The organism is Corynebacterium pseudopelargi (genome assembly GCF_003814005.1).
GTDB lineage: Bacteria > Actinomycetota > Actinomycetes > Mycobacteriales > Mycobacteriaceae > Corynebacterium > Corynebacterium pseudopelargi.
The window spans coordinates 1,286,309-1,313,251 of sequence record NZ_CP033898.1 but is presented as its reverse complement, the minus strand read 5'-3'; the positions used below and the strand labels follow the sequence as shown (position 1 = coordinate 1,313,251).

21 protein-coding genes and 3 rRNA genes are annotated in these 26,943 nt (G+C 56.6%); all 24 read left to right on the top strand.

What is annotated here, in order from left to right; genetic code table 11:
- The 24 genes from argF (at position 1) to bioD (ending at position 26,917) form a co-directional block, all read left to right on the top strand.
- Positions 1–960: an ornithine carbamoyltransferase gene (gene argF / locus CPPEL_RS06145; RefSeq protein WP_123960297.1), complete on the top strand. Its 960-nt coding sequence runs from the start codon at positions 1–3 to the stop codon at positions 958–960.
- Between the two features lie 149 nt (positions 961–1,109).
- On the top strand, positions 1,110–1,625 hold the full coding sequence (locus CPPEL_RS06140; RefSeq protein ID WP_123960296.1) for an arginine repressor: 516 nt from the start codon (positions 1,110–1,112) through the stop codon (positions 1,623–1,625).
- A 122-nt stretch (positions 1,626–1,747) separates the two neighbouring features.
- A complete protein-coding gene (locus CPPEL_RS06135; RefSeq protein WP_123960295.1) occupies positions 1,748–2,947 on the top strand; it encodes an argininosuccinate synthase in 1,200 nt (399 codons plus the stop codon).
- Entirely contained in the window at positions 2,948–4,387 is a 1,440-nt protein-coding gene (gene argH, locus CPPEL_RS06130; RefSeq protein WP_123960294.1) for an argininosuccinate lyase, read from the top strand.
- Positions 4,388–4,558: 171 nt separating this feature from the next.
- Positions 4,559–4,738: a Trm112 family protein gene (locus CPPEL_RS06125; protein WP_123960293.1), complete on the top strand. Its 180-nt coding sequence runs from the start codon at positions 4,559–4,561 to the stop codon at positions 4,736–4,738.
- A gap of 53 nt (positions 4,739–4,791) precedes the next feature.
- Positions 4,792–6,051 (top strand): tyrosine--tRNA ligase, encoded by a 1,260-nt coding sequence (gene tyrS / locus CPPEL_RS06120; RefSeq protein ID WP_123960292.1) that lies wholly within the window; start codon positions 4,792–4,794, stop codon positions 6,049–6,051.
- Positions 6,052–6,577: 526 nt separating this feature from the next.
- Positions 6,578–8,102, top strand: a 16S ribosomal RNA gene (locus CPPEL_RS06115).
- Positions 8,103–8,637: 535 nt separating this feature from the next.
- A 23S ribosomal RNA gene (locus tag CPPEL_RS06110) occupies positions 8,638–11,745 on the top strand.
- A gap of 104 nt (positions 11,746–11,849) precedes the next feature.
- Positions 11,850–11,966 (top strand): 5S ribosomal RNA (gene rrf / locus CPPEL_RS06105).
- Together the 16S, 23S and 5S rRNA genes form the textbook arrangement of a ribosomal RNA operon.
- A 108-nt stretch (positions 11,967–12,074) precedes the next feature.
- Entirely contained in the window at positions 12,075–13,061 is a 987-nt protein-coding gene (locus CPPEL_RS06100) for a tetratricopeptide repeat protein (RefSeq protein ID WP_123960291.1), read from the top strand.
- Positions 13,058–14,044 (top strand): HAD hydrolase-like protein, encoded by a 987-nt coding sequence (locus CPPEL_RS06095; protein ID WP_123960290.1) that lies wholly within the window; start codon positions 13,058–13,060, stop codon positions 14,042–14,044. The genes CPPEL_RS06100 and CPPEL_RS06095 overlap by 4 nt, the downstream gene beginning before the upstream one ends.
- A 12-nt stretch (positions 14,045–14,056) precedes the next feature.
- On the top strand, positions 14,057–14,236 hold the full coding sequence (locus CPPEL_RS06090; RefSeq protein WP_123960289.1) for a hypothetical protein: 180 nt from the start codon (positions 14,057–14,059) through the stop codon (positions 14,234–14,236).
- 20 nt (positions 14,237–14,256) lie between these two features.
- Positions 14,257–15,078 carry a TlyA family RNA methyltransferase gene (locus CPPEL_RS06085; protein ID WP_123960288.1) on the top strand — a complete coding sequence of 274 codons (822 nt, stop codon included), beginning with the start codon at positions 14,257–14,259 and terminating at the stop codon, positions 15,076–15,078.
- A complete protein-coding gene (locus CPPEL_RS06080; RefSeq protein ID WP_123960287.1) occupies positions 15,078–15,995 on the top strand; it encodes an NAD kinase in 918 nt (305 codons plus the stop codon). Before CPPEL_RS06085 ends, CPPEL_RS06080 begins: the two co-directional genes overlap by 1 nt.
- Before the next feature lie 152 nt (positions 15,996–16,147).
- Positions 16,148–17,884: a DNA repair protein RecN gene (gene recN, locus CPPEL_RS06075; RefSeq protein WP_123960286.1), complete on the top strand. Its 1,737-nt coding sequence runs from the start codon at positions 16,148–16,150 to the stop codon at positions 17,882–17,884.
- A gap of 99 nt (positions 17,885–17,983) precedes the next feature.
- Positions 17,984–19,177 (top strand): putative cytokinetic ring protein SteA, encoded by a 1,194-nt coding sequence (steA, locus tag CPPEL_RS06070; protein ID WP_123960285.1) that lies wholly within the window; start codon positions 17,984–17,986, stop codon positions 19,175–19,177.
- Between the two features lie 21 nt (positions 19,178–19,198).
- Positions 19,199–20,224, top strand: a complete 1,026-nt coding sequence (locus tag CPPEL_RS06065; RefSeq protein ID WP_123960284.1) for a copper transporter — start codon at positions 19,199–19,201, stop codon at positions 20,222–20,224.
- A gap of 45 nt (positions 20,225–20,269) precedes the next feature.
- Positions 20,270–20,965, top strand: a complete 696-nt coding sequence (locus CPPEL_RS06060; RefSeq protein ID WP_123960283.1) for an NUDIX domain-containing protein — start codon at positions 20,270–20,272, stop codon at positions 20,963–20,965.
- Between the two features lie 7 nt (positions 20,966–20,972).
- On the top strand, positions 20,973–21,893 hold the full coding sequence (gene xerD / locus CPPEL_RS06055) for a site-specific tyrosine recombinase XerD (protein ID WP_123960282.1): 921 nt from the start codon (positions 20,973–20,975) through the stop codon (positions 21,891–21,893).
- 302 nt (positions 21,894–22,195) lie between these two features.
- A complete protein-coding gene (locus tag CPPEL_RS06050; RefSeq protein ID WP_123960281.1) occupies positions 22,196–23,068 on the top strand; it encodes a ParA family protein in 873 nt (290 codons plus the stop codon).
- A gap of 46 nt (positions 23,069–23,114) precedes the next feature.
- The gene (locus CPPEL_RS06045) at positions 23,115–23,912 is read left to right on the top strand and encodes a segregation and condensation protein A (RefSeq protein WP_123961256.1); all 798 of its coding nucleotides are present in this window, start codon (positions 23,115–23,117) and stop codon (positions 23,910–23,912) included.
- Between the two features lie 161 nt (positions 23,913–24,073).
- Entirely contained in the window at positions 24,074–24,688 is a 615-nt protein-coding gene (locus tag CPPEL_RS06040) for an AAA family ATPase (protein ID WP_123960280.1), read from the top strand.
- A 271-nt stretch (positions 24,689–24,959) separates the two neighbouring features.
- Positions 24,960–26,246 (top strand): adenosylmethionine--8-amino-7-oxononanoate transaminase, encoded by a 1,287-nt coding sequence (locus CPPEL_RS06035; protein WP_123960279.1) that lies wholly within the window; start codon positions 24,960–24,962, stop codon positions 26,244–26,246.
- A complete protein-coding gene (bioD, locus tag CPPEL_RS06030; protein WP_123960278.1) occupies positions 26,243–26,917 on the top strand; it encodes a dethiobiotin synthase in 675 nt (224 codons plus the stop codon). Before CPPEL_RS06035 ends, bioD begins: the two co-directional genes overlap by 4 nt.
- The last annotated feature ends 26 nt before the right edge of the window (positions 26,918–26,943 follow it).

Below are 26,943 nucleotides of genomic sequence, written 5' to 3'. Positions count from 1 at the left end.
ATGACTCAACCGAATGTCCGGCATTTTCTAGCCGATGATGACCTCAGCCCACAAGAGCAGGCCGAGGTACTAGCGCTTGCAGCCGAGCTCAAAGCCAAGCCCTATTCCCAGCAAGTGCTAGCAGGGCCGCAATCAGTGGCGGTGTTATTTGATAAAACTTCCACTAGAACGCGATTTTCTTTTAGCGCAGGCATCGCAGAACTCGGTGGGCACCCGATTATTACCGAGACGGGTAAATCCCAGATGGGCAAGGGCGAAACGTATCAAGACACCGGGGCGGTACTTTCGCGCTTCGTGTCTGCCATCGTGTGGCGCACCTATGCCCAAAGCAACTTAGAGGCCATGGCTGAAACCGCGACGGTGCCGATTGTGAATGCGCTCAGCGATGATTTTCACCCCTGTCAGATTTTGGCGGATCTACAAACCATCGTCGAGCACTGCACACCCGATGCCAAGCCAGAGCAGTTGCGTGGTTTAAAGGCCGTATATATGGGCGATGGCGATAACAATATGGCCAACTCCTACATGCTCGGTTTTGCCAATGCCGGCATCGATATCACCATCATCGCCCCTGAGCAGTTCCAGCCGAAGCAGGAATTTGTCGATAGGGCCCGCCGCAGGGCAAAAGAAACCGGCGCCAGCGTGTTGCTCAGCGATGATGTTGAAGCAGCTCGCGATGCCGATGTGGTGATCACTGATACCTGGGTGTCGATGGGAATGGAAAACGACGGCATCGATCGCCGTACTCCATTTTTGCCCTATCAAGTCAATGCAGATGTGATGGCGAAGGCGAAAGACTCGGCCATTTTCTTGCATTGTCTACCTGCATATCGCGGCAGTGAAGTCTCTGCCGAGGTCATTGATGGGCCGCAGTCGCGGGTATTTGATGAGGCAGAAAACCGCCTTCACGCCCAAAAAGCGCTGCTGGTGTGGTTACTTGAGCATCAACCCAAGGGTTAGCCTAACCCTTGTGTATTTCTAGAGGAATAGAATAAAATAAGGTGGATTGAAATATTGGAAATAACCAACGCCAATATTCAAACGCCTGTTTAGACATCCTGTGGAGTGTTCACCCAAATACACCTGTGAGTCGCAGAAAGTGATAATCGATGCCTCGAAGCCCGATAACGCGTACCGTTCGCCAGACCCTAATCGTTGACATCCTGCAGCAAAACCGTGTGCATAGCCAGATGGAGCTCTCGGAGCTGCTGGAAGAAAAAGGCGTGCAAATCACCCAGGGCACGCTCTCGCGCGACTTAGATGAGCTCGGTGCAAGGAAGTTCAGGCCGGAAGGCGGGCGCGGCTACTACGTCATCGGAGCCGAGGAAGTCTCCCTAGCCGAAACGGCTGGTGTACGCGAAAAACTGCGCAAGATGCTCGATGAGCTTCTCGTTTCCATCGATCATTCAGCCAATATGGCGGTGCTGCGCACCCCACCAGGTGCCGCGCCTTTCCTTGCCTCCTTTATTGATCGGGTGGGCATGGAAGAAGTAGTGGGCACCATCGCCGGCGACGACACAGTATTTGTCTTGGCTCGAGATCCACTCAACGGCAAAGACCTCATCACCCGAATGACGCAGCGCGAATTTGAAGCGTTGCCTCAAGATATCTACCACGAGCGCTAAACTTCCACTGCGACGAGCAGGTGGATACATCCCACAGGTTTGGCTGCAGTGCTCAGGCACACTGAGGGCTGCATCAGCCATGTTGAACACTTAAGACATATTTTCAAGGAGCAAGCATTCTTATGAGCAACCGCGTAGTTCTCGCATATTCCGGTGGTCTTGATACCTCCGTTGCCATTCCCTACTTGGCCAAAATGACCGGCGGCGAGGTCGTTGCCGTATCGCTCGACCTTGGCCAAGGTGGCGAGGATATGGAGTCGGTGCGCCAGCGCGCCCTTGATTGCGGTGCAGTGGAATCCATCGTTATCGATGCCAAAGATGAGTTCGCAGAGGAATACTGCCTGCCTACCATCAAGGCCAACGGCATGTACATGAAGCAGTACCCGCTGGTTTCTGCTATCTCTCGTCCGTTGATTGTCAAGCACCTCGTGGAGGCTGCCCAAGAACACGGTGGCACCCACATTTCCCACGGCTGCACCGGTAAGGGCAACGATCAGGTTCGCTTCGAAGTTGGCTTCCGCAACCTGGACCCGAACCTGGAAATCATCGCACCCGCGCGTGATTACGCCTGGACTCGCGACAAGGCCATCGCCTTCGCAGAAGAAATCAACCTGCCCATCGAGCAGTCCAAGAAGTCGCCTTTCTCCATCGACCAAAACGTATGGGGACGCGCGGTAGAAACCGGCTTCTTGGAAGATCTGTGGAACCCACCCACAAAGGATCTGTACGCATACACCGAGGATCCGGGCTTGGGCAATGCACCCGATGAGTTGGTCATCACCTTCAAGTCCGGTGTTCCAGTGGCCATCGACGGCCGCAGCGTGAGCGTGCTCGAGGCTATTGAAGAGCTCAATCGCCGCGCCGGCGCACAGGGCGTTGGCCGCCTGGATATGGTCGAAGATCGCCTGGTGGGCATCAAGTCCCGCGAGGTGTACGAGGCTCCGGGCGCTATGACCCTGATTGCCGCCCACGAGGCGCTCGAGGATGTCACCGTTGAACGAGAGCTTGCACGCTACAAGCGCCTTGTCGACGCCCGCTGGTCCGAGGAGGTCTACGACGGCCTCTGGTACGCACCGCTGAAGCGCTCCTTGGATGCCTTCATCGAATCCACCCAGGAGCACGTCTCCGGCGATATCCGCCTGGTGCTGCACGCCGGCAAGATCACCGTGAATGGGCGCAAGTCGGATTCCTCGCTCTACGACTTCAACCTGGCTACCTACGACACCGGCGATACCTTCGACCAGACCCTGGCAAAGGGCTTCGTGGAGCTGCACGGCCTTTCCTCCAAGATCGCCAACAAGCGCGACCGCGAGGCGCAGTAAATGTCACACGGTACCAACGAAGGTGCGCTGTGGGGCGGCCGCTTTTCCGGCGGCCCCAGCGAGGCAATGTTTGCCCTGAGCGTGTCCACGCATTTCGACTGGGTGCTGGCACCCTATGATGTGTTGGCCTCTCAGGCACATGCCAAAGTGCTGCACAAAGCCGGGCTGCTTTCCGATGAAGATCTCGACACCATGCTCGCCGGCCTCGAACAACTCGGCCGCGATGTAGCCGATGGCAGCTTTGGCCCTCTGCCAAGTGATGAGGACGTCCACGGCGCCATGGAACGTGGGCTGATTGACCGTGTAGGCCCGGAGGTTGGAGGTCGCCTTCGTGCAGGGCGTTCCCGAAACGACCAGGTAGCCACGCTTTTTCGCATGTGGCTTCGCGACGCCATCCGTGACGTAGCCCAAGACACACTCGACCTCGTCGATGCCATCATCACCCAGGCAGCAGATCACCCCGATGCGATCATGCCGGGCAAGACGCACTCCCAGGCAGCACAGCCGGTGCTGCTTGCACATCAGCTTCTTGCTCATGCTCAGCCGCTGCTTCGCGATGTCAACCGACTCCAGGATCTTGATAAGCGCCTCGCGGTGTCTCCCTATGGTTCTGGTGCCTTGGCTGGTTCTTCACTCAAACTCGACCCCGAGGCCATTGCCGCGGAGCTCGGTTTTGATGAGGCAGCCGATAACTCCATCGATGCCACCAGCTCTCGCGATTTTGCCTCCGAGGCCGCATTCGTGTTGGCGCAAATCGCTGTGGACATGTCGCGCCTGGCAGAAGAGATCGTCTACTGGTGCACCCCGGAATATGGCTACGTCATCCTCGACGATGCCTGGTCTACCGGCAGCTCGATCATGCCGCAGAAGAAGAACCCAGATGTGGCAGAACTGACCCGTGGCAAGACCGGCCGTTTGATTGGCAACCTCGCAGGTTTGATGGCCACCTTAAAGGCCCAGCCTTTGGCATATAACCGCGATTTGCAGGAAGATAAAGAGCCGATCGTCGACTCGGTTGCGCAATTGCGTTTGCTGCAGCCGGCGATGACGGGTCTGGTGTCTACGCTGCGCTTTAATGAAGAGCGCATGGCAGAACTTGCTCCAGCAGGCTTCACACTCGCCACCGATTTGGCGGAGTGGCTGGTGCGCGAGGGCGTGCCATTCCGAGTAGCGCACGAGGCCTCCGGTGCTTGTGTGCGGATCGCGGAAGCTCAAGGCAAAGGCCTTGACCAACTCAGCGATGAGGAAATGGCCTCGGTGCACCCGGCCCTTCATGCAGGCGTGCGTGATGTATTAAGCGTTGAAGGCGCCGTTGCTTCGCGTGCTACCCGCGGCGGTACTGCAGGTGTGCGTGTTGCAGAACAACGCCAGCGCGCAGAGCAACGCTCCAAGGACTTGCGCGCATGGGCAAGCGCTAGCGTGATCGATACCGCACGCTAACTGCCCTTATTGCTGGCTCAAAGCACTGCGTACCAAGCCAAAGGTGCTTGCCGCCAGAGTTGCATTGGCATGATAGGCCTCCACGATTGCGACCCCCCTTGTGGGGTGGATCTGGAGGCCTTGCCTGTGCTTTCACCATCTTTTCAAACCCGAAAGCTAAGCTGTGTACCCATGAGTATTGATCCTGAGTTGCTAGAAATCCTGGTTTGTCCGAAGGATCACGGCCCGCTTGAGTATCGCGAGCAAGAGTCAGTGTTGCTAAATCCCCGTCTGGGCATCGCCTATCCCATCGAAGACGGGATCCCGGTCATGCTTATTGATCAAGCACAACCCTGGCCTTCAAGCGCCTAAGCGCTAGAAACGCCGTGAGCACTACACATTTTCTTAACTAAAAAGGACATGCCTTGAATATCATCGACGAACTGCTGTGGCGCGGCCTCATTAACGATTCCACCGATGTGGATGCGTTGCGTGAGCACACCGAGCAACCAATCGCACTGTATTGCGGTTTCGATCCCACGGGATCTTCCCTGCATGCAGGCCACCTTGTGCCGCTGATTATGCTGAAGCGTTTCCAGATGGCAGGGCATAAGCCTGTGGCGTTGGCCGGCGGTGCTACCGGCATGATCGGTGATCCTCGTGACGTGGGGGAGCGCTCCATGCTCAGCGAAGCGCAGGTCGAGGAAAATATGGAGAGCATCAAAGCGCAGATTGCTCGCTTTGTGGATTTCGAAGACGGCAACGCCGAGATGGTAAATAATGCCGACTGGACTGCGCAGATGAATGTGATTGAGTTCTTGCGCGATGTGGGTAAGAACTTCTCGCTCAACACCATGCTGGATCGCGATACGGTGAAGCGCCGTCTGGAAAGCGATGGCATTTCCTACACCGAGTTTTCCTACATGCTGCTGCAGGCAAATGACTTTGTGCACTTGCGTCGCAATAAGGGCGTGACCCTGCAAATCGGTGGTGGTGATCAGTGGGGCAATATCGTCTCCGGCGTTGATCTCAACCGTCGCGTTGATGGCGAAAAGGTCCATGGCCTTACTGTGCCTTTGGTTACCGACGCCGATGGCCAGAAGTTTGGCAAGTCCACCGGTGGCGGCAAGCTCTGGCTAGACCCGGAGCTGACCAGCCCATACTCCTGGTACCAGTACTTTATTAACGCCGGCGATGCTGTGGTGATCGACTACCTGCGCTGGTTTACCTTCCTCAGCCAAGAGGAGATCGCCGAATACGAGCAGGCTTTAAGCGAGCGCCCGCACTTGCGTGAAGCGCAGCGTCGCCTTGCACAGGAGATGACCAACCTTGTACATGGTGAAGACGCCACAAAGGCTGTTGAACTTGCAGCTCAGGCACTCTTTGGCCGCGCTTCGCTAGAAGATCTAGACCAGCAGACGCTTGCGTCTTCGCTGCAAGAAACCACCATTGCGCAGTTCGATGCCGATGCAACCCCCTCGATTGTTGATCTGCTTGTGGAGTCCAATCTCGCTGCTTCCAAGGGAGCTGCGCGCCGCACCATTAAAGAAGGTGGTGCCTATGTGAATAACCAGCGCATTGAGTCTGAAGATTGGGTGGTATCCAATGAGGATCTGCTGCACGGTGCCTGGTTGGTCTTGCGTAAGGGCAAGAAAAACTTCGCTGGAGCACACTTCGCTTCCTAGCCCTATAGCTAGTTTTAGCTTTTCGACGTTCAAACCCGCGGTTGAGCTGCGGGTTTGTGTGTTTGTTGGGGTGTGTGTAGTTTTATCGGGGTCGTTGCGACACGGTTGGTGTCGCGGAGATGGGAAACACGTGGTGTGGATAGTTGTTCATGCTGTGTTGACGCAGCGTTCGTTGCTGTGTTAGGTTGTGTTTCCGTTGCACTCACTGTGGTGAGTGTGCGTGTTGTTTGAGAACTCAATAGTGTGCCAATACTTTTTATATGTTTTGTGCTGTTGATGATGATGGTCGTGTTGGTGGTGCCGGTTGTGGTGCTGTTGTCACGGTTATTGTGATTGGTAGTACTTAGGGTGGTTGGTGTGTGTGGTTGTTTGTCCTCGTCAAGGATGGCCATGCGTGTGCACTGATTGCCCTGTTTTGTTTTTGATGATTTTTTTGTCATCGTTTGGTTTGGTTGCCACTGTTTTGGTGGTGGCTTTGCTAGGTTTTGGGCTTTTCACGAGCCTTTGTGGACTGTTTTGTTCATTTTTTGTGGAGAGTTTGATCCTGGCTCAGGACGAACGCTGGCGGCGTGCTTAACACATGCAAGTCGAACGGAAAGGCCCTGCTTGCAGGGTGCTCGAGTGGCGAACGGGTGAGTAACACGTGGGTGACCTGCCCTGCACTTTGGGATAAGCCTGGGAAACTGGGTCTAATACCAGATAGGACCACATGGTAGTTCGTGTGGTGGAAAGTTTTTTCGGTGTGGGATGGGCCCGCGGCCTATCAGCTTGTTGGTGGGGTAATGGCCTACCAAGGCGGCGACGGGTAGCCGGCCTGAGAGGGTGGACGGCCACATTGGGACTGAGATACGGCCCAGACTCCTACGGGAGGCAGCAGTGGGGAATATTGCACAATGGGCGCAAGCCTGATGCAGCGACGCCGCGTGGGGGATGACGGCCTTCGGGTTGTAAACCTCTTTCGCAAGGGACGAAGCTTTTTTGTGACGGTACCTTGAGAAGAAGCACCGGCTAACTACGTGCCAGCAGCCGCGGTAATACGTAGGGTGCGAGCGTTGTCCGGAATTACTGGGCGTAAAGAGCTCGTAGGTGGTTTGTCGCGTCGTCTGTGAAATTCCGGGGCTTAACTCCGGGCGTGCAGGCGATACGGGCATAACTTGAGTGCTGTAGGGGAGACTGGAATTCCTGGTGTAGCGGTGGAATGCGCAGATATCAGGAGGAACACCGATGGCGAAGGCAGGTCTCTGGGCAGTAACTGACGCTGAGGAGCGAAAGCATGGGGAGCGAACAGGATTAGATACCCTGGTAGTCCATGCCGTAAACGGTGGGCGCTAGGTGTAGGGATCTTCCACGATTTCTGTGCCGTAGCTAACGCATTAAGCGCCCCGCCTGGGGAGTACGGCCGCAAGGCTAAAACTCAAAGGAATTGACGGGGGCCCGCACAAGCGGCGGAGCATGTGGATTAATTCGATGCAACGCGAAGAACCTTACCTGGGCTTGACATACACCAGATCGGGCTAGAGATAGTCTTTCCCTTGTGGTTGGTGTACAGGTGGTGCATGGTTGTCGTCAGCTCGTGTCGTGAGATGTTGGGTTAAGTCCCGCAACGAGCGCAACCCTTGTCTTATGTTGCCAGCACGTAATGGTGGGGACTCATGAGAGACTGCCGGGGTGAACTCGGAGGAAGGTGGGGATGACGTCAAATCATCATGCCCCTTATGTCCAGGGCTTCACACATGCTACAATGGTCGGTACAACGCGCAGCGAGCCTGTGAGGGTAAGCGAATCGCTGAAAGCCGGCCTCAGTTCGGATTGGGGTCTGCAACTCGACCCCATGAAGTCGGAGTCGCTAGTAATCGCAGATCAGCAACGCTGCGGTGAATACGTTCCCGGGCCTTGTACACACCGCCCGTCACGTCATGAAAGTTGGTAACACCCGAAGCCCATGGCCCAACCACTGTGTGTGGAGGGAGTGGTCGAAGGTGGGATCGGCGATTGGGACGAAGTCGTAACAAGGTAGCCGTACCGGAAGGTGCGGCTGGATCACCTCCTTTCTAAGGAGCAATATTTTTTCTTTTCTTTTCTTTGAACAACACTGCATCGTCGTTGATGAGGTTGCACACTCTCGCCAGTTTGGTGGTGGTGTGTGATGGGTGTGGTGTGACCGGGTGGAGATCACCAATGGGTGTGGGTAGGTGTTGCAAGCAGATCTTGTGACACGCCCGCATCGTGATCGTCATTGTTGTAACAAGCACAAACGATATGTTGTTTTCAAAGTGTTGGCATGCTGTTGGGTGTCTGGGACATGCACGTGTCCTTGTGATTGTTGTGTGCGCTACTGGCTGCTGTTGGTGGTTGGTGGGGTGCATGGTGGTGTTGTGTGAGAACTGTATAGTGGACGCGAGTCATCTTTATTTCTTTGTTGCTGAAATATCAGTGATGAATGTTTGTAAGAGTTTTGTAATACACCAGTTTGTTTGTGTGTGTTTGTGTGGCGCATCATTGCTGATCACCTTGTTGGTGGTTGGTGGTGGTGGTCGTATTACTTGTGTTTTCTGTCATGCACAGCTGCCAATGGTTGTTGGTGGTTGGTGTGTGTTGGAAGGGCACACGGTGGATGCCTTGGCATTTCGAGCCGATGAAGGACGTGGAAGGCCGCGATAGGCCTCGGGGAGTTGTCAATCAAGCGTTGATCCGAGGGTGTCCGAATGGGGAAACCTGGCTACTGTGATTGGTAGTGACCGCAGCGTGAATGAAATAGCGTTGTTGGGGGTAGACGTGGGGAAGTGAAACATCTCAGTACCTACAGGAAGAGAAAACAATTGTGATTCTGCTAGTAGTGGCGAACGAACGTGGATGAGGCTAAACCGCATGCGTGTGATACCTGTGCCAGGGTTGCGTGTGTGGTGTTGTGGGGCGTGGTTGTACATGGTGGCATGACATGTGGCATGACTGCAGTTGGTAAGCGGAAGTGGTGTGGAATCGCCTGCCGTAGACGGTGAAAGCCCGGTACGTGAATGCTGATTGTGGTGGTGTTGATCGCGTTGCCCCGAGTAGCAGCGGGCTCGTGGAATCTGCTGTGAATCTGCCGGGACCACCCGGTAAGCCTAAATACTCCGAAATGACCGATAGCGGAATAGTACCGTGAGGGAATGGTGAAAAGTACCCCGGGAGGGGAGTGAAAGAGTACCTGAAACCGTGTGCTTACAAACCGTCAGAGCCACCTTGTGTGTGGTGATGGCGTGCCTTTTGAAGAATGAGCCTGCGAGTCAGCGGCATGTCGCGAGGTTAACCATGAGTGTGGGTAGCCGTAGCGAAAGCGAATCCTAACGAGGGTGTTGTGAGTGGCATGTCCTGGACCCGAAGCGGAGTGATCTACCCATGGCCAGTGTGAAGCAGCTGTAAGAGGTTGTGGAGGCGCGAACCCACTTAGGTTGAAAACTGAGGGGATGAGCTGTGGGTAGGGGTGAAAGGCCAATCAAACTCCGTGATAGCTGGTTCTCCCCGAAATGCATTTAGGTGCAGCGTTGTATGGTGCTTCCTGGAGGTAGAGCGACTGGTTGGTTGAGCGGGACTATCATCTTAGCAATGTCAGCCAAACTCCGAATGCCAGTGAATGCTAGTACGGCAGTGAGACTGCGGGGGATAAGCTCCGTTGGTCGAAAGGGAAACAGCCCAGATCGCCGGTTAAGGCCCCTAAGGGTGTACTAAGTGGAAAAGGATGTGGGATCGCGAAGACAGCCAGGAGGTTGGCTTAGAAGCAGCCATCCTTGAAAGAGTGCGTAATAGCTCACTGGTCGAGTGGTTCTGCGCCGACAATGTAGTGGGGCTCAAGTACACCGCCGAAACCGCGGCAACACACCACAGTGTGTGTTGGGTAGGGGAGCGTCGTGTGCGGCGTTGAAGCATCCGAGTGATCGTGGTGTGGAGTGCATACGAGTGAGAATGCAGGCATGAGTAACGAATGAGCAGTGAAAACCTGCTCCGCCGAATGACGAAGGGTTCCTGGGTCAAGCTAATCTTCCCAGGGTGAGTCGGGACCTAAGGCGAGGCCGACAGGCGTAGTCGATGGACAACCAGTTGATATTCTGGTACCTCACAACAGCCGTCCATGATGAATCAGTGGTACTAACCACCCAGCATCCCAATCGTGGTCACCTTGTGTGACCTGGTGTTGGGTTTGTTGCGTGGGACCTTCATTGGTAGTAGTCAAGCGATGGGGTGACACAGGTTGGTAGCCACGCCACGAGGTTGGTTTTCGTGGTGTAAGCGTGCAGCCCGCCTACTAGGCAAATCCGGTAGGCATCATGGGTCAGGCGTGATGCAACCCCACACTGGTGGGGAAGGTGGTGATCCTGGACTGTCGAGAAAAGCCTCTAGCGAGGATGTTGTGAGCCCGTACCCCAAACCGACACAGGTCGTCAAGTAGAGCATACTCAGGCGAACGGGTGAACTGTGGTTAAGGAACTCGGCAAAATGCCCCCGTAACTTCGGGAGAAGGGGGGCCACTGTTGGTGCCACACCTTTTGCGGTGTTGGTTGCTGATCGTGGTCGCAGAGAATAGAGGGAAGCGACTGTTTATTAAAAACACAGGTGTGCGAAAACGTGGAAGTTGATGTATACGGACTGACGCCTGCCCGGTGCTGGAAGGTTAAGAGGACCTGTTAGAACCCTTGTGGTTCGAAGCGGAGAATTTAAGCCCCAGTAAACGGCGGTGGTAACTATAACCATCCTAAGGTAGCGAAATTCCTTGTCGGGTAAGTTCCGACCTGCACGAATGGCGTAACGACTTCCCTGCTGTCTCAACCACAGGCCCGGTGAAATTGCAGTACGAGTAAAGATGCTCGTTACGCGCGGCAGGACGAAAAGACCCCGGACCTTCACTATAGCTTGGTATTGATATTCGGTTCGGTTTGTGTAGCATAGGTGGGAGACATTAACAGCACGCCACGCCAGTGGTGGTGTCAGTCACAGGTGAAATACCACTCTGATCGAATTGGATATCTTGTAACCTCCTATGATCTGGGTCAGGGACAGTGCCTGGTGGGTAGTTTAACTGGGGCGGTTGCCTCCTAAAATGTAACGGAGGCGCCCAAAGGTTCCCTCAGCCTGGTTGGCAATCAGGTGGTGAGTGTAAGTGCACAAGGGAGCTTGACTGTGAGAGTGACAACTCAAGCAGGGACGAAAGTCGGGACTAGTGATCCGGCACCTACGAGTGGAAGTGGTGTCGCTCAACGGATAAAAGGTACCCCGGGGATAACAGGCTGATCTTCCCCAAGAGTCCATATCGACGGGATGGTTTGGCACCTCGATGTCGGCTCGTCGCATCCTGGGGCTGGAGTAGGTCCCAAGGGTTGGGCTGTTCGCCCATTAAAGCGGCACGCGAGCTGGGTTTAGAACGTCGTGAGACAGTTCGGTCTCTATCCGCCGCGCGCGTAGAAACTTGCAGAAGGCTGTCCCTAGTACGAGAGGACCGGGACGGACGTACCTCTAGTGCGCCAGTTGTCACGCCAGTGGCACGGCTGGTTGGCTACGTACGGAAGGGATAACCGCTGAAAGCATCTAAGCGGGAAGCCTGTTTTAAGATGAGGTTTCATTACTAGGTGCCCGGTAGACCACCGGGTTGATAGGCCAGAACTGGACATACCGCAAGGTCATGCAGGTGACTGGTACTAATCCACCGAACAACACACCAAAAACACACCACCTGACACACACATATGAAGGTGTGTTACAACTCGCGTCCACTATGCAGTCCTGACACAACACCCCCCAAACAACACCAAACAATAATTAATCGTGTCGGTGGTTATAGCATCGGGGCCACGCCCGGACCCATTCCGAACCCGGAAGCTAAGCCCGATAGCGCTGATGGTACTGCACCCGGGAGGGTGTGGGAGAGTAAGACACCGCCGACCAACAACTTCACAGTGCAACGATGGAGCGTGGTGTAGAGATAGAAGGTAAAAACCTGTCCCTACACCACGCTCTTTCGCATTTCTATACACAGACTAAACGAGGAAATCATGGCATCTGAGGACCGCGGCAACCACAATGATCGACCCTCCAGGGGGCACAACCAACGTGGTGGTGGACCAAAGCGGCGCTTTGAAAAGCCAGAGCGCGAAGATCGCTACCGCGGTGATCGCCGAAAGGATCAAGACGATCGCCGTGGTGGTGCGCGCGGGGGACGTCGAAAAGCTCAGGAAGGCGACCGACCAAAGCGCCAACATGCCCAGCGCGGCGGCAGCGACAGGAAAACCTTCGGGCCTCAGCGCTCGGGTTTCCGCGAAGAACGCCTGAACAAGCGCATGAATGAGCCGCACCTGCCCGGTGATATTGATGTACGCGACCTCGATCCGATGGTGCTGCAAGACTTAAAGGTGCTGTCTAAAGACAACGCCAACGTGGTAGCACAGCACATGATCATGGCCGCAACGCTGATGCAAGACGACCCAGAATTGGCCCTCAAGCATGCGCGCGCTGCCAAGGATCGTGCAGGGCGCGTGGCAGTGGTTCGCGAGACCCTCGGTATTGCCGCTTACCACGCAGGGGAGTGGAAAGAAGCGCTCTCCGAGCTTCGCGCAGCACGTCGCATGAGCGGTGGCCCAGGTTTGGTTGCCGTGATGGCCGATGCAGAACGTGGCCTGGGCAGGCCAGAAAAAGCCATCGAGGTGGCAAAGGAAGTAGATCAGCAGACCCTGGATCTAGAAACACGCATCGAACTCGGCATCGTGGCCGCAAATGCGCGCCTTGATCTCGGACAACCTGAATCCGCCCTGGTTACTCTCCAGCGCCTACAGCCTTCCAAGCAGGGCAGCGGTTTGAGTGCCGCTCGCCTTTCTTATGCCTACGCCGATGTTCTGCTGGCCAATGGCAATAAAGACGAAGCCCTGGAATGGTTTAAAACCTCTGCCGAACAAGACGTAGACGAAGTACTCGATGCAAGCGAGCGCATCGAAGCACTGCACCAAGACGATACGCAGGCACCCACCGGCGAGGAACAAGCATGAGTTTGCGCGAAGATTTCGACGCACTCCTGCTCGACCTCGATGGCACCGTCTGGGAAGGTGGGCAAGCCCTGCCCGACGCCATTGAGGCGCTCAATGCCTCCGATGCCGCATTGGTGTACATCACCAACAATGCCTCCCGCGGGCCTGAGGTAGTAGCCAAGCTTCTCAGCGAGATGGGTATTCCCACCGCCAGTGAACAGGTGCTCACCTCGGCACAAGCCGCCATTGAAATGGCCCAAAAGCATCTCCTTGCAGGTGCTCCGGTGCTGGTGCTCGGCAGCGATTCTTTCAAAGCGCTGGCCAAAGCCGGTGGCTTTGAAGTGGTGGCATCCGCTGATGAGCAGCCCCAAGCCGTCTTGCATGGCCATAACCCGGCAACAGGATGGGCAGAGCTTTCAGAAGCCGCCCTGGCCATTGCCGCCGGAGCGCACTACTTTGCCTCCAACCTGGATACCACCTTGCCTTCAGAGCGCGGACTCTGCGTGGGCAATGGCTCCATGGTGGCAGCAGTAACAAGTGCCACCGGTGTGAAGCCTCAAGCAGCAGGTAAGCCCCAGCCGGCGATGTTTTATAGCGCTGTGGAGCGGGTGCAGTGTACGCGCCCACTGGCTGTAGGCGATCGCCTCGATACCGATATCGCCGGGGCAGTAGCCGCGGACATGCCTACGCTGCACCTGCTCAGTGGCGTGTCTAAGCATTGGGCGTTAATTCGTTCAGATCACACGCAGCGCCCGACCATGGTGGCAGCAACCCTTGCTGCCCTCGATCAAGAACAAGAGCAGCTCATCCCTTCGGCTCAAGGCGGTTTTGTTGCCCAGCGCGAAGGTGAGGCCATCGTGTTATCTGGCGGCAACCCAGACGCTACTGCCTTGCAGGCACTTCGTACCGTGCTGGCGGTGGCGTGGCAGCAAGCAGCAGGCTTTCAGGGTGAGGTTATCGCAGCATCGGACAAGGCCGCCCAAGCAATGCAAGAGTGGTCATAGGAGCACCGGCACATGAATGCACCACGGCCAGGCAAGCACGCAGCTACTCCTCATGACCTAGCAGCCAAGCGGGATCCGCAGCGGGTTCGTGCAGAAGTAGAGGCGTTATTGGCCACGCCCGTTGAGGATGCGCAGGCCGAGGCCGAGATCCTCTCACAGGCTCATGATGTGCTGCAGCAGGCATTGCGCTAGCGCGGAAAGGTACGTTTGAGATGGCAGCGAGAAGAAGGCTCGATGCGGAATTGGTGCGGCGCAAGATCGCCCGTTCCAGGGAACAAGCCGTGCAATTGATCCGCGAAGGTCGCGTGTTCGTGCAAGGCATCCAAGCCCAAAAGCCCGCAACTCAGGTGGCGCCGGATGTTTCCATCCGCGTGGAAGGCGAAGAGATGGACAATTATGCCTCTCGTGGCGCCCATAAATTGCTAGGAGCCCTTTCTGCCTTTGGCCCTCAAGGCCTGAGCCTGGAATCTAAGAGCGTGCTCGATGCTGGTGCTTCTACCGGGGGTTTTAGCGATGTAGCGCTGCGCGAAGGTGCTTCAAAAGTGTGGGCAGTAGACGTAGGGTATGGCCAATTGATTTGGCGGCTGCAAAATGACCCCAGGGTTGAAGTGCTCGACAGGACCAATATCCGGCACCTTCAGCCCGATATGCTCGGTGAGCCCGCCCAAGTGATGGTTGGCGATTTATCGTTTATCTCCCTGCAATTGGTGCTGCCGGCCATCGTGGAATGTATGGCCGATGGTGCTGATCTGTTGCCCATGGTCAAGCCGCAATTTGAGGTGGGTAAACAGCGCCTTGGCTCCGGGGGAGTTGTGCGTGATCCGGCGTTGAGGGCCGAGGTGGTAGCCGAAGTAGCACGCTTTGCGCAGACTTTGGGTTTGAGTTTGCGTGGAGTAGTCGCGTCACCTTTGCCCGGACCGTCTGGAAACGTGGAATACTTCTTGTGGTTGAACAAAGATCAAGGCAGCAAGGCGCTCGATGATGCAGACATTGAGGCGCTGGTGCAACAAGCCGTAGAGGAAGGACCAGCCTAATGGCGCCACTTGGCCAACCCCGCTCCGTGCTGTTGGTGCTGCACACCGGACGTCCATCCAACGTGAGTACCGCAGGTTTGGTTGCCGAGTTGCTTGCCGAGGCAGGCATCCACGTCCGTGTGCTCGTTGCCGAAGACGATACGACGGTGGCCGAGCACCCCGTGCTCTCGCAGTGCAAGCGGGTACTCAAAGGCAAAGGCGCTACCAAAGACGTTGAGCTGGTCATGGCCCTCGGTGGTGATGGCACCTTCCTTCGCGCTGCCGATCTGGCCCACGATGCCGATTTGCCAGTGTTGGGCATTAATCTCGGCCACGTTGGCTTCCTTGCCGAGTGGGAACAAGACGCCCTAGACGAGGCAGTTCGCAGAGTCACTCACGGGGACTATCGCGTGGAAGACCGCATGACCATCGACGTGCTAATCCGCGATGCAGAAGGCAATGAACTTGGCCGCGGTTGGGCACTTAACGAGGTCAGCGTGGAAAACCAGGTGCGTCAAGGCGTACTCGATGCCACCTTAGAAATTGACGCTCGGCCTGTGAGTTCTTTTGGTTGCGATGGCATCATCGTCTCTACACCCACCGGCTCTACGGCCTACGCCTTCTCCGCCGGTGGCCCGGTGCTGTGGCCCGCACTCGACGCCATTTTGGTGGTTCCGAATAATGCCCATGCCCTTTTTACCAAGCCTCTAGTAGTAAGCCCGCATTCGAAGGTGGCTATTGAATCCCAGCCAGATGCCTTCCCTGCGGTGGCTGTTATGGACGGGTTTCGTCGAATAGCTATGCCAGCGGGAGCGCGTGTGGAGATTGAAAAGGGTGCGACTCCCGTGCGCTGGGTGCGTTTAGATGACCTGCCCTTTACCGACCGCCTGGTTACCAAACTGCGCCTACCAGTAGAAGGCTGGCGCGGGCCTAAATAGCTCTACACAGCTCTACATAGCGAAGGCCTCCAAGCCTTTGTGGGCTCGGCGTACTTAGGTGCCTGAAGGCATAGGCGTGCCAGATATACAAGCTGAACAGCTCGAACACTCGTTCTGTGACTTATCGGCGCCCCTGCGGTAGCATTTTGGCTATGCTTGCGGATCTGACCATCGAAAACCTCGGCGTCATCCCATCGTCCACGCTAGAGCTGCGCGAAGGCTTAAGCGTGCTCACAGGTGAAACAGGCGCCGGTAAAACCATGGTGGTAACCGGGTTGCGCTTGTTGTGCGGCGGAAGGGCCGATGCCTCAAGGGTGCGCAGTGGGGCAGAAAAAGCCATTGCAGAAGGGCGCTTCCTGCTTGATTCTCTCGGCGAAAAAGAACGCGAACAGGCCCTAGAAGTACTACACCAAGCCGGTGGGCACACTGATGAACAAGGCGAGATCATCGCCATGCGCTCCATTCATGCCCAAGGGCGATCGAAGGCTTACCTCGGTGGGCGATCCGCTCCCGCTGCAGCCCTGGCCGCACTGAGTGATTCGCTGCTTCGGATTCACGGACAAAACGATCAGCTTCGCCTGCTTAATCCAGATCGCCAGCGCGAGGCCTTGGATCGCTTCGATCCCGCAATCGCGCCGGTGTATCAGCGCTACGCCCAGGCGTTTCGGCAATGGCGCGAACTCGCCCGCGATTATGAACAGCGCGTGCGATCGAGTCGCGATATGGCCTTAGAGGTAGATCGCCTGCAATTTGCCATCAACGAGATCGAATCGGTCCAGCCTGAACCTGGTGAGGATGCCGCCTTAATTCAAGAGATCCAAACCCTGCAGGATTTAGATGCCCTCCAAGAAGCTGCCACCACGGCTCTGGCGGCTATAGATGGCCCAGAAGCGCTGGGAGATTTTGGCGAGGAATCTCATAGCGCATCCGATGGGGTAGGCCAGGCTCAACACGCCTTGCAGGCAAGCGAGCACCCACTGCTTCAGGCATTGAGCAAGCGCCTAGAAGATCTCTCTGCCGAACTTGCAGAGGTCTCCGGTGAGCTCGGGCGCTTTTTAGGAGAACTCCCAGGTGATAGTGAGCAACTCGAGCAGCTATTGCAGCGCCAACAAGAAATCAAGCAGCTCACCAGAAAATACGCTCCCGATATTGATGGAGTGCTGGAATGGAAGCGCAAAGCTGAGCTGAAATTAAGCAAGCTCGACGCCTCCCCAGAAGCCCTCGAGGCTTTGCAGCAGGCGGTGGAAGAAGCACGCGCAGTGATGATGCGCGAAGGCCGAGCACTTAGCGCATTGCGTCGCAAGGCTGCCAAGGCCTTGGCGCAGGCTGTAAGCGAAGAGCTGCACGGTCTCGCCATGCCAAAGGCCGTGTTTGAAGCAGTACTGGAGCAAGAAGATCCAAGCATCGGAGGGCTCGAAAGCGTGGAGTTTCGCCTCGCGCCCAATAGCGCCTTGGATCCCAAACCGCTGGCAAGCTCTGCATCTGGCGGCGAGCTTTCGCGCGTGATGCTGGCACTCGAGGTGATCTTGAGTACCAGTTCTTCGGGCACCACCTTGGTGTTTGATGAGGTCGACGCAGGTGTGGGCGGTAAAGCCGCAGTGGAGATCGGCCGTAGGCTCGCCAAGTTGGCAACCCACCACCAGGTGATTGTGGTGACGCACCTACCCCAGGTGGCTGCGTATGCCGATACCCACTTGCATGTGGCCAAAGACGTTGGCGATACCACGGTTACTTCTGGTGTTTCAGAGCTTCAAGGTGAAGCCCGCACCGAAGAACTCGCCCGTATGCTTGCCGGGCTTGAAGATACAGCCACGGGCAAAGCTCATGCCCAGGAGTTGCTCAACAGGGCCCAGCAGGAGGTTCAAGCGCTTCGCAGCGAGAAGCAGTAGGCCGGATAGTGCCTGGCTAAGTAGATCTGCGCCAAAAGGAGAAAAAACAAGTAGACCTATGCGCGTGGCACCGCATACTTGAGGCATCTTTGCACCACAATGAGCGCCATGAGTCTGTTCTCCCGTTCCGAGGATCTGCCTGGCCTTCACGCTGTTTTGCGCGATTGCTCGCCAGGTAGCAAGGGTTTAAAGCGTCTTTCTGCCGGCGACATTGCTGTGATCGATGCGCCAGATATCACCCGAACCTTGGCCCAAGAGCTCATCCAGGCTGAGCCTAAGGCCGTGGTGAACGTGGCAAGGTTTACCACCGGCGCGATTCCCAACTACGGCCCCCAGATGCTGCTCGATGCAGACATCCTCCTGGTTGAGGCCGTGGGCGCTTCGGTGTGGGAGGGGCTGCGAAGCGGCCGCAAGGGGCGTTTGACCGAAGATGGCGAGCTCTACCACGGCGATAAGCTCATCGCTCAAGGTGAAGTGCTGCGCCAGCTTGAGGTGGAATCTCAATTCTCCGAGGCGCAACAATCCTTGGTGGATCGCATGGAGGCCTATTTTGGCAACACCATCCAATTCATCCACTCCGAAGCGCCTTTGCTTATCGACGGCCTGGGCGTGCCCGAAAGCGGAGCGGCATTGCGTGACCGCAAGGTGCTCGTTGTATCACCCGGTCTTCATCACCGCGAGCAGCTCAAAGAGCTGCGCAACTTCATCCGCGAATTCGAACCGGCCTTGATCGGTGTCGATGCGGGCGCAGATACCTTGGTGGAGATGGGCTATGAGCCCGACTTCATCGTCGGTGATCCTGCGGGCATTGGGGCAGAAGCGCTGCGCAGCGGTGCGCGAGTGGTCTTGCCGGCAGACCCAGACGGCCACGCCGTTGGCCTTGAGCGCATCCAAGACCTTGGCATTGGCGCCACCACCTTCCCAGCCGCAGTGGATTCAGCCACCGACCTTGCGTTGCTGCTTGCAGAATTCCACGGCGCTGAATTGATTGTGAACGTCGGTGCTCCCTTCGACTTGGAAGCTGTTTTTGCCGAGCGCAAGGACGCCACCCCCTCGGCCATGCTGACGCGTTTGAAGGTTAATCGCAAGCTCATCGATGCCTCCAACATCATCGACTTGTACACCCTTCGCTCCGGTTCCGGTTTGGGCTGGATGTGGGCGATTCTTGGCCTGCTCATTGCCGCGGCGGTATTCGTGATCATCGCTGGCTCCTATGGCGATGGCAGCTTTATGGAAAACTTTGTCGATACTTGGAATAACATTGCCCTGTGGTTCCAAGGACTGTTCAGCTAAGCGTTGAGGAATTGAGCGAATATGGCAGGAAATAAAGGACGCGCTTCGGCGATCATCGCCGGTTTAGGTCTCGGCGCCGCTCTCGGTTTAGCTGCAGGTACGTTGGTGCTCGCACCAAACCTGGCCGGCGACGGTAGCGAGGCCGCCGGGGGACTGGTGGCACAGCGCAACGACGCCGAAGCAGAGGCAAAGGTAGCCAAGGCACAAGCCGAAACAGCCGATGCATTTATCGAGGCCATTGGCGATGCCGCAGTGCAAAACCAGTTGGAAGATAAACCCATCCTGGTGCTTCGCGCCCCAGGCAGCTCCGATGAGGACTATCAGGACCTCAAAGGCCTCCTGGATGAAGCCGGCGCCATTGATTCGGGCACCATTGAATTAACAGACTCGTTTTTTGATCAAAATGGTGCCGATGGCCTCAAGAGCATCGTCACTAACTCCCTTCCGGCTGGTGCGCAGCTCTCCGAGGACAAACTCGATGCAGGCACGCACGCCGGCGAGGCACTCGCCGCAGCCTTGTACCTCGATGCCGATGGCAAAGAAAAAGCCACCACTGCTGACCGTGCTATCATCTTGAAAGCACTCAAGCAAGACAACTACATCGAATACAAAGACGGCACCATCCTGCCTGCCCAAGGCGTAGTGATGCTGCTGGATAACTCCGATAACAACGACAATGGCTACCGCTCCAATGCTGAGTCGGACTTTGCTCAAGCCATGCGTGCTCAAGGCGGGCCATTCGTGGTTGCCGGTGGCATCTACACCGCCGCAGACGGTGCCACGATTGATCAGTTGCGCTCCAAGGACCTCAAAGATGAGGTATCGACCGTAGATTCCGTGGATCGTTCCTTCGCCCAAATCGCCACGATCTTGGCGCTGCGTGAACAATTCGACGGCGAGCACGGTGATTATGGCGCAGCAGAAAGCGCCGAGGCCGCATCGCCTTCGCCCACCGGTGCGAAAAAGCGTGAGGGCTCAGAGCAAGCATCGAGCGAAAACAGCCCAAGTTCGAGTGCAGAACGAAGCGAAGCTGCGTCGACAAGCTAGCAAATAAAGCAGAACCCGCACGAAGGCAAGCACATACGGCCTTTCATGCGGGTTTTCTGTATCACGTATCTACGACAGGAGTGGCACAAGTTGGCGGACAAACATTTCGAGGTTGTTGAGTCTGAAATTCTGCTTGAGGCGCCGATCCTGGCGCTTCGCAGGGATAGCGTGCGCATGCCCGATGGTGGGGTGGCTGCCCGCGAGATCGTAGAACACTTTGGTGCGGTGGCGATCCTTGCGCTTAACGCGCAAAATCAAGTAGCCATGGTGCAGCAATATCGGCATTCAGTAGGTCAAAGGCTATGGGAGCTACCTGCTGGATTGCTCGATATAGCCCAAGAAGATCCCCTGGAGTGCGCCAAACGCGAGCTGCAAGAAGAAGCGGGGCTTGCAGCGCAACGTTGGGAAGTGCTCAGCGATATCGTGACCAGCCCAGGATTTGCCGAAGAATCCATCAGGATCTACCTGGCGCGAGATCTCAAGGAAGTTGAGCGCCCCGAAGCCCATGATGAAGAAGCCGATATGGACTTTGCGTGGGTGGATTTGACCAAGGCCGTGGCCAAGGTGCTGAGTGGAGAGATTGTCAATGCCACCGCAGTGGCTGGAATTTTGGCAGCCAATCAGGTGATGGCTCATCAAGGAACAACCCGGCCTGTAGATGCCGCCTTTGATCTGCGGCCCACCCACCTTGCCCAAAGGCGAAGCGAGCAGGGCATCAAGCCGGATATGAAGCAGATCTAGTGCTGCGATGAATCCTGAAACGCTGGGAAAGAAGTGGCTACGCCATCTCGCGGTGGAAAAAGGCCTCAGCAAGAACACACTGAGTAACTATCGGCGCGATCTGCAACGCTATACACAGTGGCTGGATTATCAGCAGATAGAAGATCTACAACGGGTAGATCAACCAATGGTGGAACGTTATGTGGCATATCTGCGCCAAGGGGATCCAGAAACAGGGCGTGCCCCCTTGGCTCAAAGCTCCGCAGCGCGCGCCTTGATTGTGGTGCGTGGCTTCCACGCCTTTGCCCTCAACGAGGGGCTTATCGAGCACAATGTTGCTGCCAACGTCCAACCGGCACAAGCAGCCCAACACCTTCCTGAGACGCTAAGCGTTGAGGAAGTGACCACGCTGATCGAGTCGATTCCAGACGCCGATCAGGCCACGGCCACCGATTTACGCGATCGTGCACTCCTTGAGCTGCTATATGGCACAGGCGCACGTATATCCGAGCTTTTAGCACTGCACATCGACCAGGTGGCACAGCTCGATGGGCTGATGGTGATCACCGGCAAAGGCAATAAACAGCGGATCGTTCCCGTGGGCGCGAAGGCCCAGGCAGCACTCGAGAACTACCTCGTGCGAGGCAGGCCGAGCCTAGCCAAAGGCCGAAGCCATGCGCTGTTTTTAAATTCCAGAGGAAATGCCCTCAGCCGAACCAGCGCCTGGCATGTGCTCAAACAAGCCGCGCAGCGGGCGGGAATTGAAAAAGATATCTCGCCACACACCCTGCGCCATAGTTACGCCTCCCACTTGATTGAGGGCGGTGCCGATGTGCGCGTGGTACAAGAACTGCTCGGGCATGCCTCAGTGACCACCACACAGATCTACACGCATATCAGCGCAGAGAATCTGCGGAATGTGTGGGCGAGTTCGCACCCGCGGGCATAGCTGGGGTGCTGGGGCTTGGGCATGAGTGCTCTGCGGGGCTTGGATGCTCGGGCTTGGGTGCTGCGGTGCTGGTGCTTGGATGCAGCGCGGGTCGGGCAAGGGTCCTGCAAGGGTCTGGCAAGGGCTGGGGCTTGACGTGGTCGTAGGGGAGTCTTCTCCGCTACACTGTGGTTGATAACAGCGGTGTAATTTCTTCGTGGCGGTGGCTGCTTTAGGGCTACGATGAGCTGCAGTATTCTAAGGCGTAGCTCAGCGCCACATCGGCGGAGAAAAACCGGAAAAGTCAAGGAAGTGGGATTGACATGGCTGAGGACGGGTTGTTCAACGAGCCGGAAGGCAAGATCGGTCTTACCGGTCGTCCTTTGCGTGTATTCCCGGACCCCAAGCCACTCACGCAGCACGGACCGGCAAAGATCTTGTCGATGTGCAATCAAAAAGGTGGCGTGGGTAAAACCACCTCCACCATTAACCTCGGTGCCTGCCTTGCAGAGGCCGGCCGGAAGGTCTTATTGGTAGACCTCGACCCTCAGGGTGCGCTTTCCGCCGGGCTGGGAGTACCTCACGATGAACTCGACATCACCGTGTATAACCTCTTGGTGGATCGCCACACCTCGATCCATCAGGCGATTCATCCCACCAACGTGGCCGGTTTAGATCTTGTGCCAGCCAATATCGATCTATCCGCGGCGGAAATTCAGCTCGTAAATGAGGTCGGGCGCGAGCAGACCCTTGCTCGCGCACTACGCCCGGTGATGCGCGATTATGACTACATCATCCTCGATTGCCAACCATCGCTTGGCCTGCTCACAGTGAATGCGCTGAGCTGTTCGCAAGGTGTAATCATTCCCATGGAGTGCGAATACTTCTCGCTGCGTGGTCTAGCACTGCTGACCGATACGGTGGAGAAGGTTCGAGATCGCCTGAATTTTGATCTTGAGATCATCGGCATTTTGGTCACCATGTTTGATCGCCGCACCACCCATGCGCGCGAGGTGATGAGCCGCGTGGTGGAGGTATTTGAAGATCGAGTCTTCGATACCGTGATCACGCGAACCGTTCGCTTCCCAGAAACCTCGGTAGCAGGTGAACCCATCATCACCTGGGCACCGAATTCTCAAGGCGCGCAACAATACCGCCAGCTCGCCCGCGAGGTCATTGAGCGCACGAACGGCTAGCGCATCAATGGCTACAGGCCCCGATTCAGCGTCGCGCTATGAGCGCATGGAACAGCCCGAAATCACGGGCTTTCGCATTGTGCTGCATAACTTCGAAGGTCCCTTCGATCTGCTGCTGCAACTCATCGGGGCCAAAAAGCTAGATATCACCGACGTTGCTCTGGCTAAGGTCACCGATGAATTTGTGGCCTATGTTCGCGAACTCGGTGCGATGGCTGAGTTGGATGAGGTAACGGAGTTCCTCGTGGTAGCGGCGACGCTGCTGGATCTCAAAGCTGCGCGGTTATTGCCCCGCGGTGAAGTAGATAGCCTCGAAGATCTCGAGCTTTTAGAATCACGCGACCTCCTCTTTGCCCGGCTCTTGCAATACAAGGCCTACCGCGAAGTAGCAGAGATGTTTAGCCTCTGGCAGCAGCAAGCTCGAAGGCAGTACCCGCGTGCGGTTGGTCTAGAAGAAGCATTCCTGGACGCTTTGCCACCAGTAGTCATTGGCCATAGCCCGGAGTCTTTTGCGCAACTTGCCGCGAGCGTGTTTAGGCCCAAACCACCAGAACAGGTAGCTACCGACCACGTGCATCAGCAGCAGGTGAGTGTGCCTGAACAAGCAGGCATGCTGCTTTCTACCTTGAAGCTGCTCGGTGCAGGCAAGTGGATGAGCTTTGATGTGCTGAACCGCGAGTGCACCATGAGTATGCAAATTGTGGGTCGTTTCCTCGCGCTGCTCGAGCTGTATAAGGCGCAGGCCATTGATGTGGAGCAGGAAGCCTCTTTGGAAGAACTCAAAGTGGCCTGGACTGGTTTGGAAGTAGACCCAGCCGTGGTTGCCGCTGCCAATTGGCAGTGATGTGGCATAGCAGCATCACCGAGCATCTCCAGGCACTGTGCGTGAAAGCCTCGAAAGCAAAGCACGAGCTGAGCTAATGCACGTGCTAAGAACGCGCCTTATACAATGTTGAGCATTAGCGTCTTTTTGCACTGGAGCATGGTTAAGGAAAGGGGCAAGCGGTGAGCATCATCGTGGTGTCGGGACTTTCCACCGGCGTGGGCAAAACAACGGCCGCTGCAGCAATTGTGGCGGTGCTCAAGGCTCGTGGCCGTGACGTGGTTCCAGTAAAAGTTGCGCGCCTACAAGGTAGCCTCAAAGATCCCGCTGCTGGGGATATCGGCACCATTGAAAGGCTCACCGGTATTCGTGGCCTTGATCTTTCCGATGATCCACACCCGCTGCAGAAGGTGCGTGAGCTTGTCGCAGAGGGCAAAACTGTGGTGGTGGAAGGCTCGGGCGCATTGAGTATCCCGCTGCTCGGTAATAAGACCATCGCTGATATCGCAGCAGAACTCAACGCACCTTTGGTGGTGGTATCTGGGATGGCGCAGGGGGCTGTGTCTTTGGCGGTACAGGCAGTGCGTTTTGCACGCATGTGCGGGGCAGAGGTCGTGGGTGTTGTGGGCGGCAAGCTGCCCAGCGACGCCGATTTGCGCACGCGCTTAAAGCTCATGGAAGTGTCGAATAGCACCGGCGTGGATTTCTTCGGCAGCCTCCCAGATGGCATCGGTTCTTCGGAGCCGGAGGCCTTTTGGAGGTACATCAAAACGGTGACATTGCCACCTTCCTGGTAATAGCCAACCCGGTAGTAGCAAGCCCGCTCATAGCTAGCCCGGTAGTGGCAAGACCTGCCAGTAGCGAGGCCTTGTGCTCAAAGAGGGCTTTGGCTTGGAACAGTCTCGATCTGCCTTATGCCACGGAACTGAACGGCGTTCAAGTACGATCAGAAACGACACTGCAACCGCAGTTTTTTCGCCAACCAACGTCACTTCAGGCTTGGTGGCATAAACAAAGCACTGCCTTGTCATTGATGGGGCAAGAACGAGGGAAAAGCGAGAAACGTTCGTGCACGCAGACGCCATCGCAGCATTTGACCGTGACCATGTCTGGCACCCCTACGGGCCTATGCCTGCAGCGGTAGCCCCGGTGGTGATCGACCGCGCCGAAGGGGTGTACCTATACACCGCCGATGGCCAGGCCTTGATCGATGGGATGAGTTCTTGGTGGGCGGCAGCGCATGGGCACTCCCACCCGAAGCTGCAGCAGGCCGCTACCAAGCAGATCGCGCAGATGAGCCATGTGATGTTCGGCGGTCTTACCCACCGCCCGGCAGTAGAGCTTGCGAAAAAGCTGGTGGATCTCACCGATGATGGCCTTGAAAAGGTCTTTTTTAGCGACTCAGGTTCGGTGGCGGTAGAAGTTGGGTTGAAAATGGCCTATCAATATCAGCGCGGTATTGGCCACCCCGAGCGCGATCGAATGCTCACCTGGCGTCGGGGTTATCACGGAGACACCTTCGCCACCATGAGTTTGTGCGACCCGGATGGCGGAATGCATTCGATGTGGACTTCTCGCGTGATGAGCAACGTCTTTGCGCCCCACCCGCCACAACGCGGCGCCACGCAAGCAGCAATTCAGGCCTATCTGAGCGAAGTTGAAGCGCTTATCGACGACACCATCGCAGGCATCGCCATCGAACCAATCGTCCAGGGTGCCGGGGGAATGCGCTTCCACGACGCCGCAGTGATCCGCGGCCTGCGCGAGCTGTGTGATCGTTATGGTTTGGTCTTGCTTGCCGACGAAATCGCTACCGGCTTCGGGCGCACCGGAGCGATGTTTGCCACCCAAGCTGCCGGCGTGACCCCCGATATCCTCTGTGTGGGCAAGGCCTTAACCGGTGGCTTTATGTCTCTTGCGGCAACTATTACAACAGATCGCATCGCCACTGCGATCAGCAGCCCTGAAGGCGGAGGTGCGCTGCTGCATGGGCCTACGTTTATGGGTAATCCTTTAGCGTGCGCGGTGGCTAGCGCCGCGGTGGATCTCGCGAGCGATCCGGCGGTGCCTGATCGCGTTGCAGCAATCGAGCGGGTGTTAAGCGAGGAGCTACTGGGCTTAAGCGATCACCCGGCCGTAGCCGATGTGCGCGTGCTTGGTGCCATTGGCGTAGTAGAGATGCACAAGCCTGTTGATATGCACAGAGCAACCCGAGCGGTCATGCAACATGGAGTCTGGTTGCGTCCCTTTGGCACGCTCGTGTACACCATGCCGCCATTTATCTGCGACGAGCCCGAGGTTCGACGCATCTGTGAGGCCATCAAAGCCGTAGTCGATTCCGAGGAGCAGGCATGAGCATTCTGTGCATTAGCGGCACCAATACCGATGTTGGCAAAACCATTGCTACTGCGGCCTTAGCACTTGCCGGCCAGGCACAAGGCTTTGAGGTGATCCCGATCAAGCCGGTACAAACTGGTGAGCCAGAAGGTGAAGGCGATGCCACCACCATCGAGCGGCTCAGCGGCATCCAAGGGGTGTGTCTGAGGCGTTATCCCGAACCTCTTGCGCCCAATCTTTCTGCCAGGCGAGCAGGAATGCAACAAGCCAGTGTTGCTGAAATATGCCAGGAAATCACAGCGCTTGATCGCCCTGGGCGGCTATTGCTGGTCGAAGGTGCAGGCGGATTGCTGGTTCGGCTCAATGAGCAAGAAAGCTTCGCCGATTTGGTTCACGCCCTCGATGCTCCCTTGGTGATCGTTAGCAGCATGGGGTTGGGATCGTTGAACTTAGCAGAGTTAAGCGTTGAGGCCGCAAGGCGGCGCGGCATCGACGTCAAAGCCTTAATCGGTGGCTCAGTCGAAGCATCACCGGATTTAGCTACCAGACTGAATATCGAAGAAATGCCGAAGATCTGCCACGTGCCACTGTGGGGCGTGTTGCCCGAAGGCAGCGGAGCGCTAAGTAGAGAAGCTTTTGCTCAGATGGCAAGAAGGCACCTGCGACCCGACTTCACCGCTGATCAGTAGAATGGAAGCGGTTGCATCGTCGCAGG

What these genes read in the sequence shown, in the direction of transcription:
- CPPEL_RS06065 (WP_123960284.1), top strand. Translation starts at nt 19,199, where the DNA reads ATGGCAGGAAATAAAGGACGCGCTTCGGCGATCATCGCCGGTTTAGGT.
- CPPEL_RS06100 (WP_123960291.1), top strand. Translation starts at nt 12,075, where the DNA reads ATGGCATCTGAGGACCGCGGCAACCACAATGATCGACCCTCCAGGGGG.
- steA (WP_123960285.1), top strand. Translation starts at nt 17,984, where the DNA reads ATGAGCGCCATGAGTCTGTTCTCCCGTTCCGAGGATCTGCCTGGCCTT.
- argF (WP_123960297.1), top strand. Translation starts at nt 1, where the DNA reads ATGACTCAACCGAATGTCCGGCATTTTCTAGCCGATGATGACCTCAGC.
- recN (WP_123960286.1), top strand. Translation starts at nt 16,148, where the DNA reads ATGCTTGCGGATCTGACCATCGAAAACCTCGGCGTCATCCCATCGTCC.
- xerD (WP_123960282.1), top strand. Translation starts at nt 20,973, where the DNA reads ATGAATCCTGAAACGCTGGGAAAGAAGTGGCTACGCCATCTCGCGGTG.
- bioD (WP_123960278.1), top strand. Translation starts at nt 26,243, where the DNA reads ATGAGCATTCTGTGCATTAGCGGCACCAATACCGATGTTGGCAAAACC.
- CPPEL_RS06060 (WP_123960283.1), top strand. Translation starts at nt 20,270, where the DNA reads ATGCGGGTTTTCTGTATCACGTATCTACGACAGGAGTGGCACAAGTTG.
- CPPEL_RS06125 (WP_123960293.1), top strand. Translation starts at nt 4,559, where the DNA reads ATGAGTATTGATCCTGAGTTGCTAGAAATCCTGGTTTGTCCGAAGGAT.
- CPPEL_RS06135 (WP_123960295.1), top strand. Translation starts at nt 1,748, where the DNA reads ATGAGCAACCGCGTAGTTCTCGCATATTCCGGTGGTCTTGATACCTCC.
- CPPEL_RS06140 (WP_123960296.1), top strand. Translation starts at nt 1,110, where the DNA reads ATGCCTCGAAGCCCGATAACGCGTACCGTTCGCCAGACCCTAATCGTT.
- CPPEL_RS06080 (WP_123960287.1), top strand. Translation starts at nt 15,078, where the DNA reads ATGGCGCCACTTGGCCAACCCCGCTCCGTGCTGTTGGTGCTGCACACC.
- argH (WP_123960294.1), top strand. Translation starts at nt 2,948, where the DNA reads ATGTCACACGGTACCAACGAAGGTGCGCTGTGGGGCGGCCGCTTTTCC.
- CPPEL_RS06050 (WP_123960281.1), top strand. Translation starts at nt 22,196, where the DNA reads ATGGCTGAGGACGGGTTGTTCAACGAGCCGGAAGGCAAGATCGGTCTT.
- CPPEL_RS06090 (WP_123960289.1), top strand. Translation starts at nt 14,057, where the DNA reads ATGAATGCACCACGGCCAGGCAAGCACGCAGCTACTCCTCATGACCTA.
- CPPEL_RS06085 (WP_123960288.1), top strand. Translation starts at nt 14,257, where the DNA reads ATGGCAGCGAGAAGAAGGCTCGATGCGGAATTGGTGCGGCGCAAGATC.
- CPPEL_RS06045 (WP_123961256.1), top strand. Translation starts at nt 23,115, where the DNA reads ATGGAACAGCCCGAAATCACGGGCTTTCGCATTGTGCTGCATAACTTC.
- CPPEL_RS06095 (WP_123960290.1), top strand. Translation starts at nt 13,058, where the DNA reads ATGAGTTTGCGCGAAGATTTCGACGCACTCCTGCTCGACCTCGATGGC.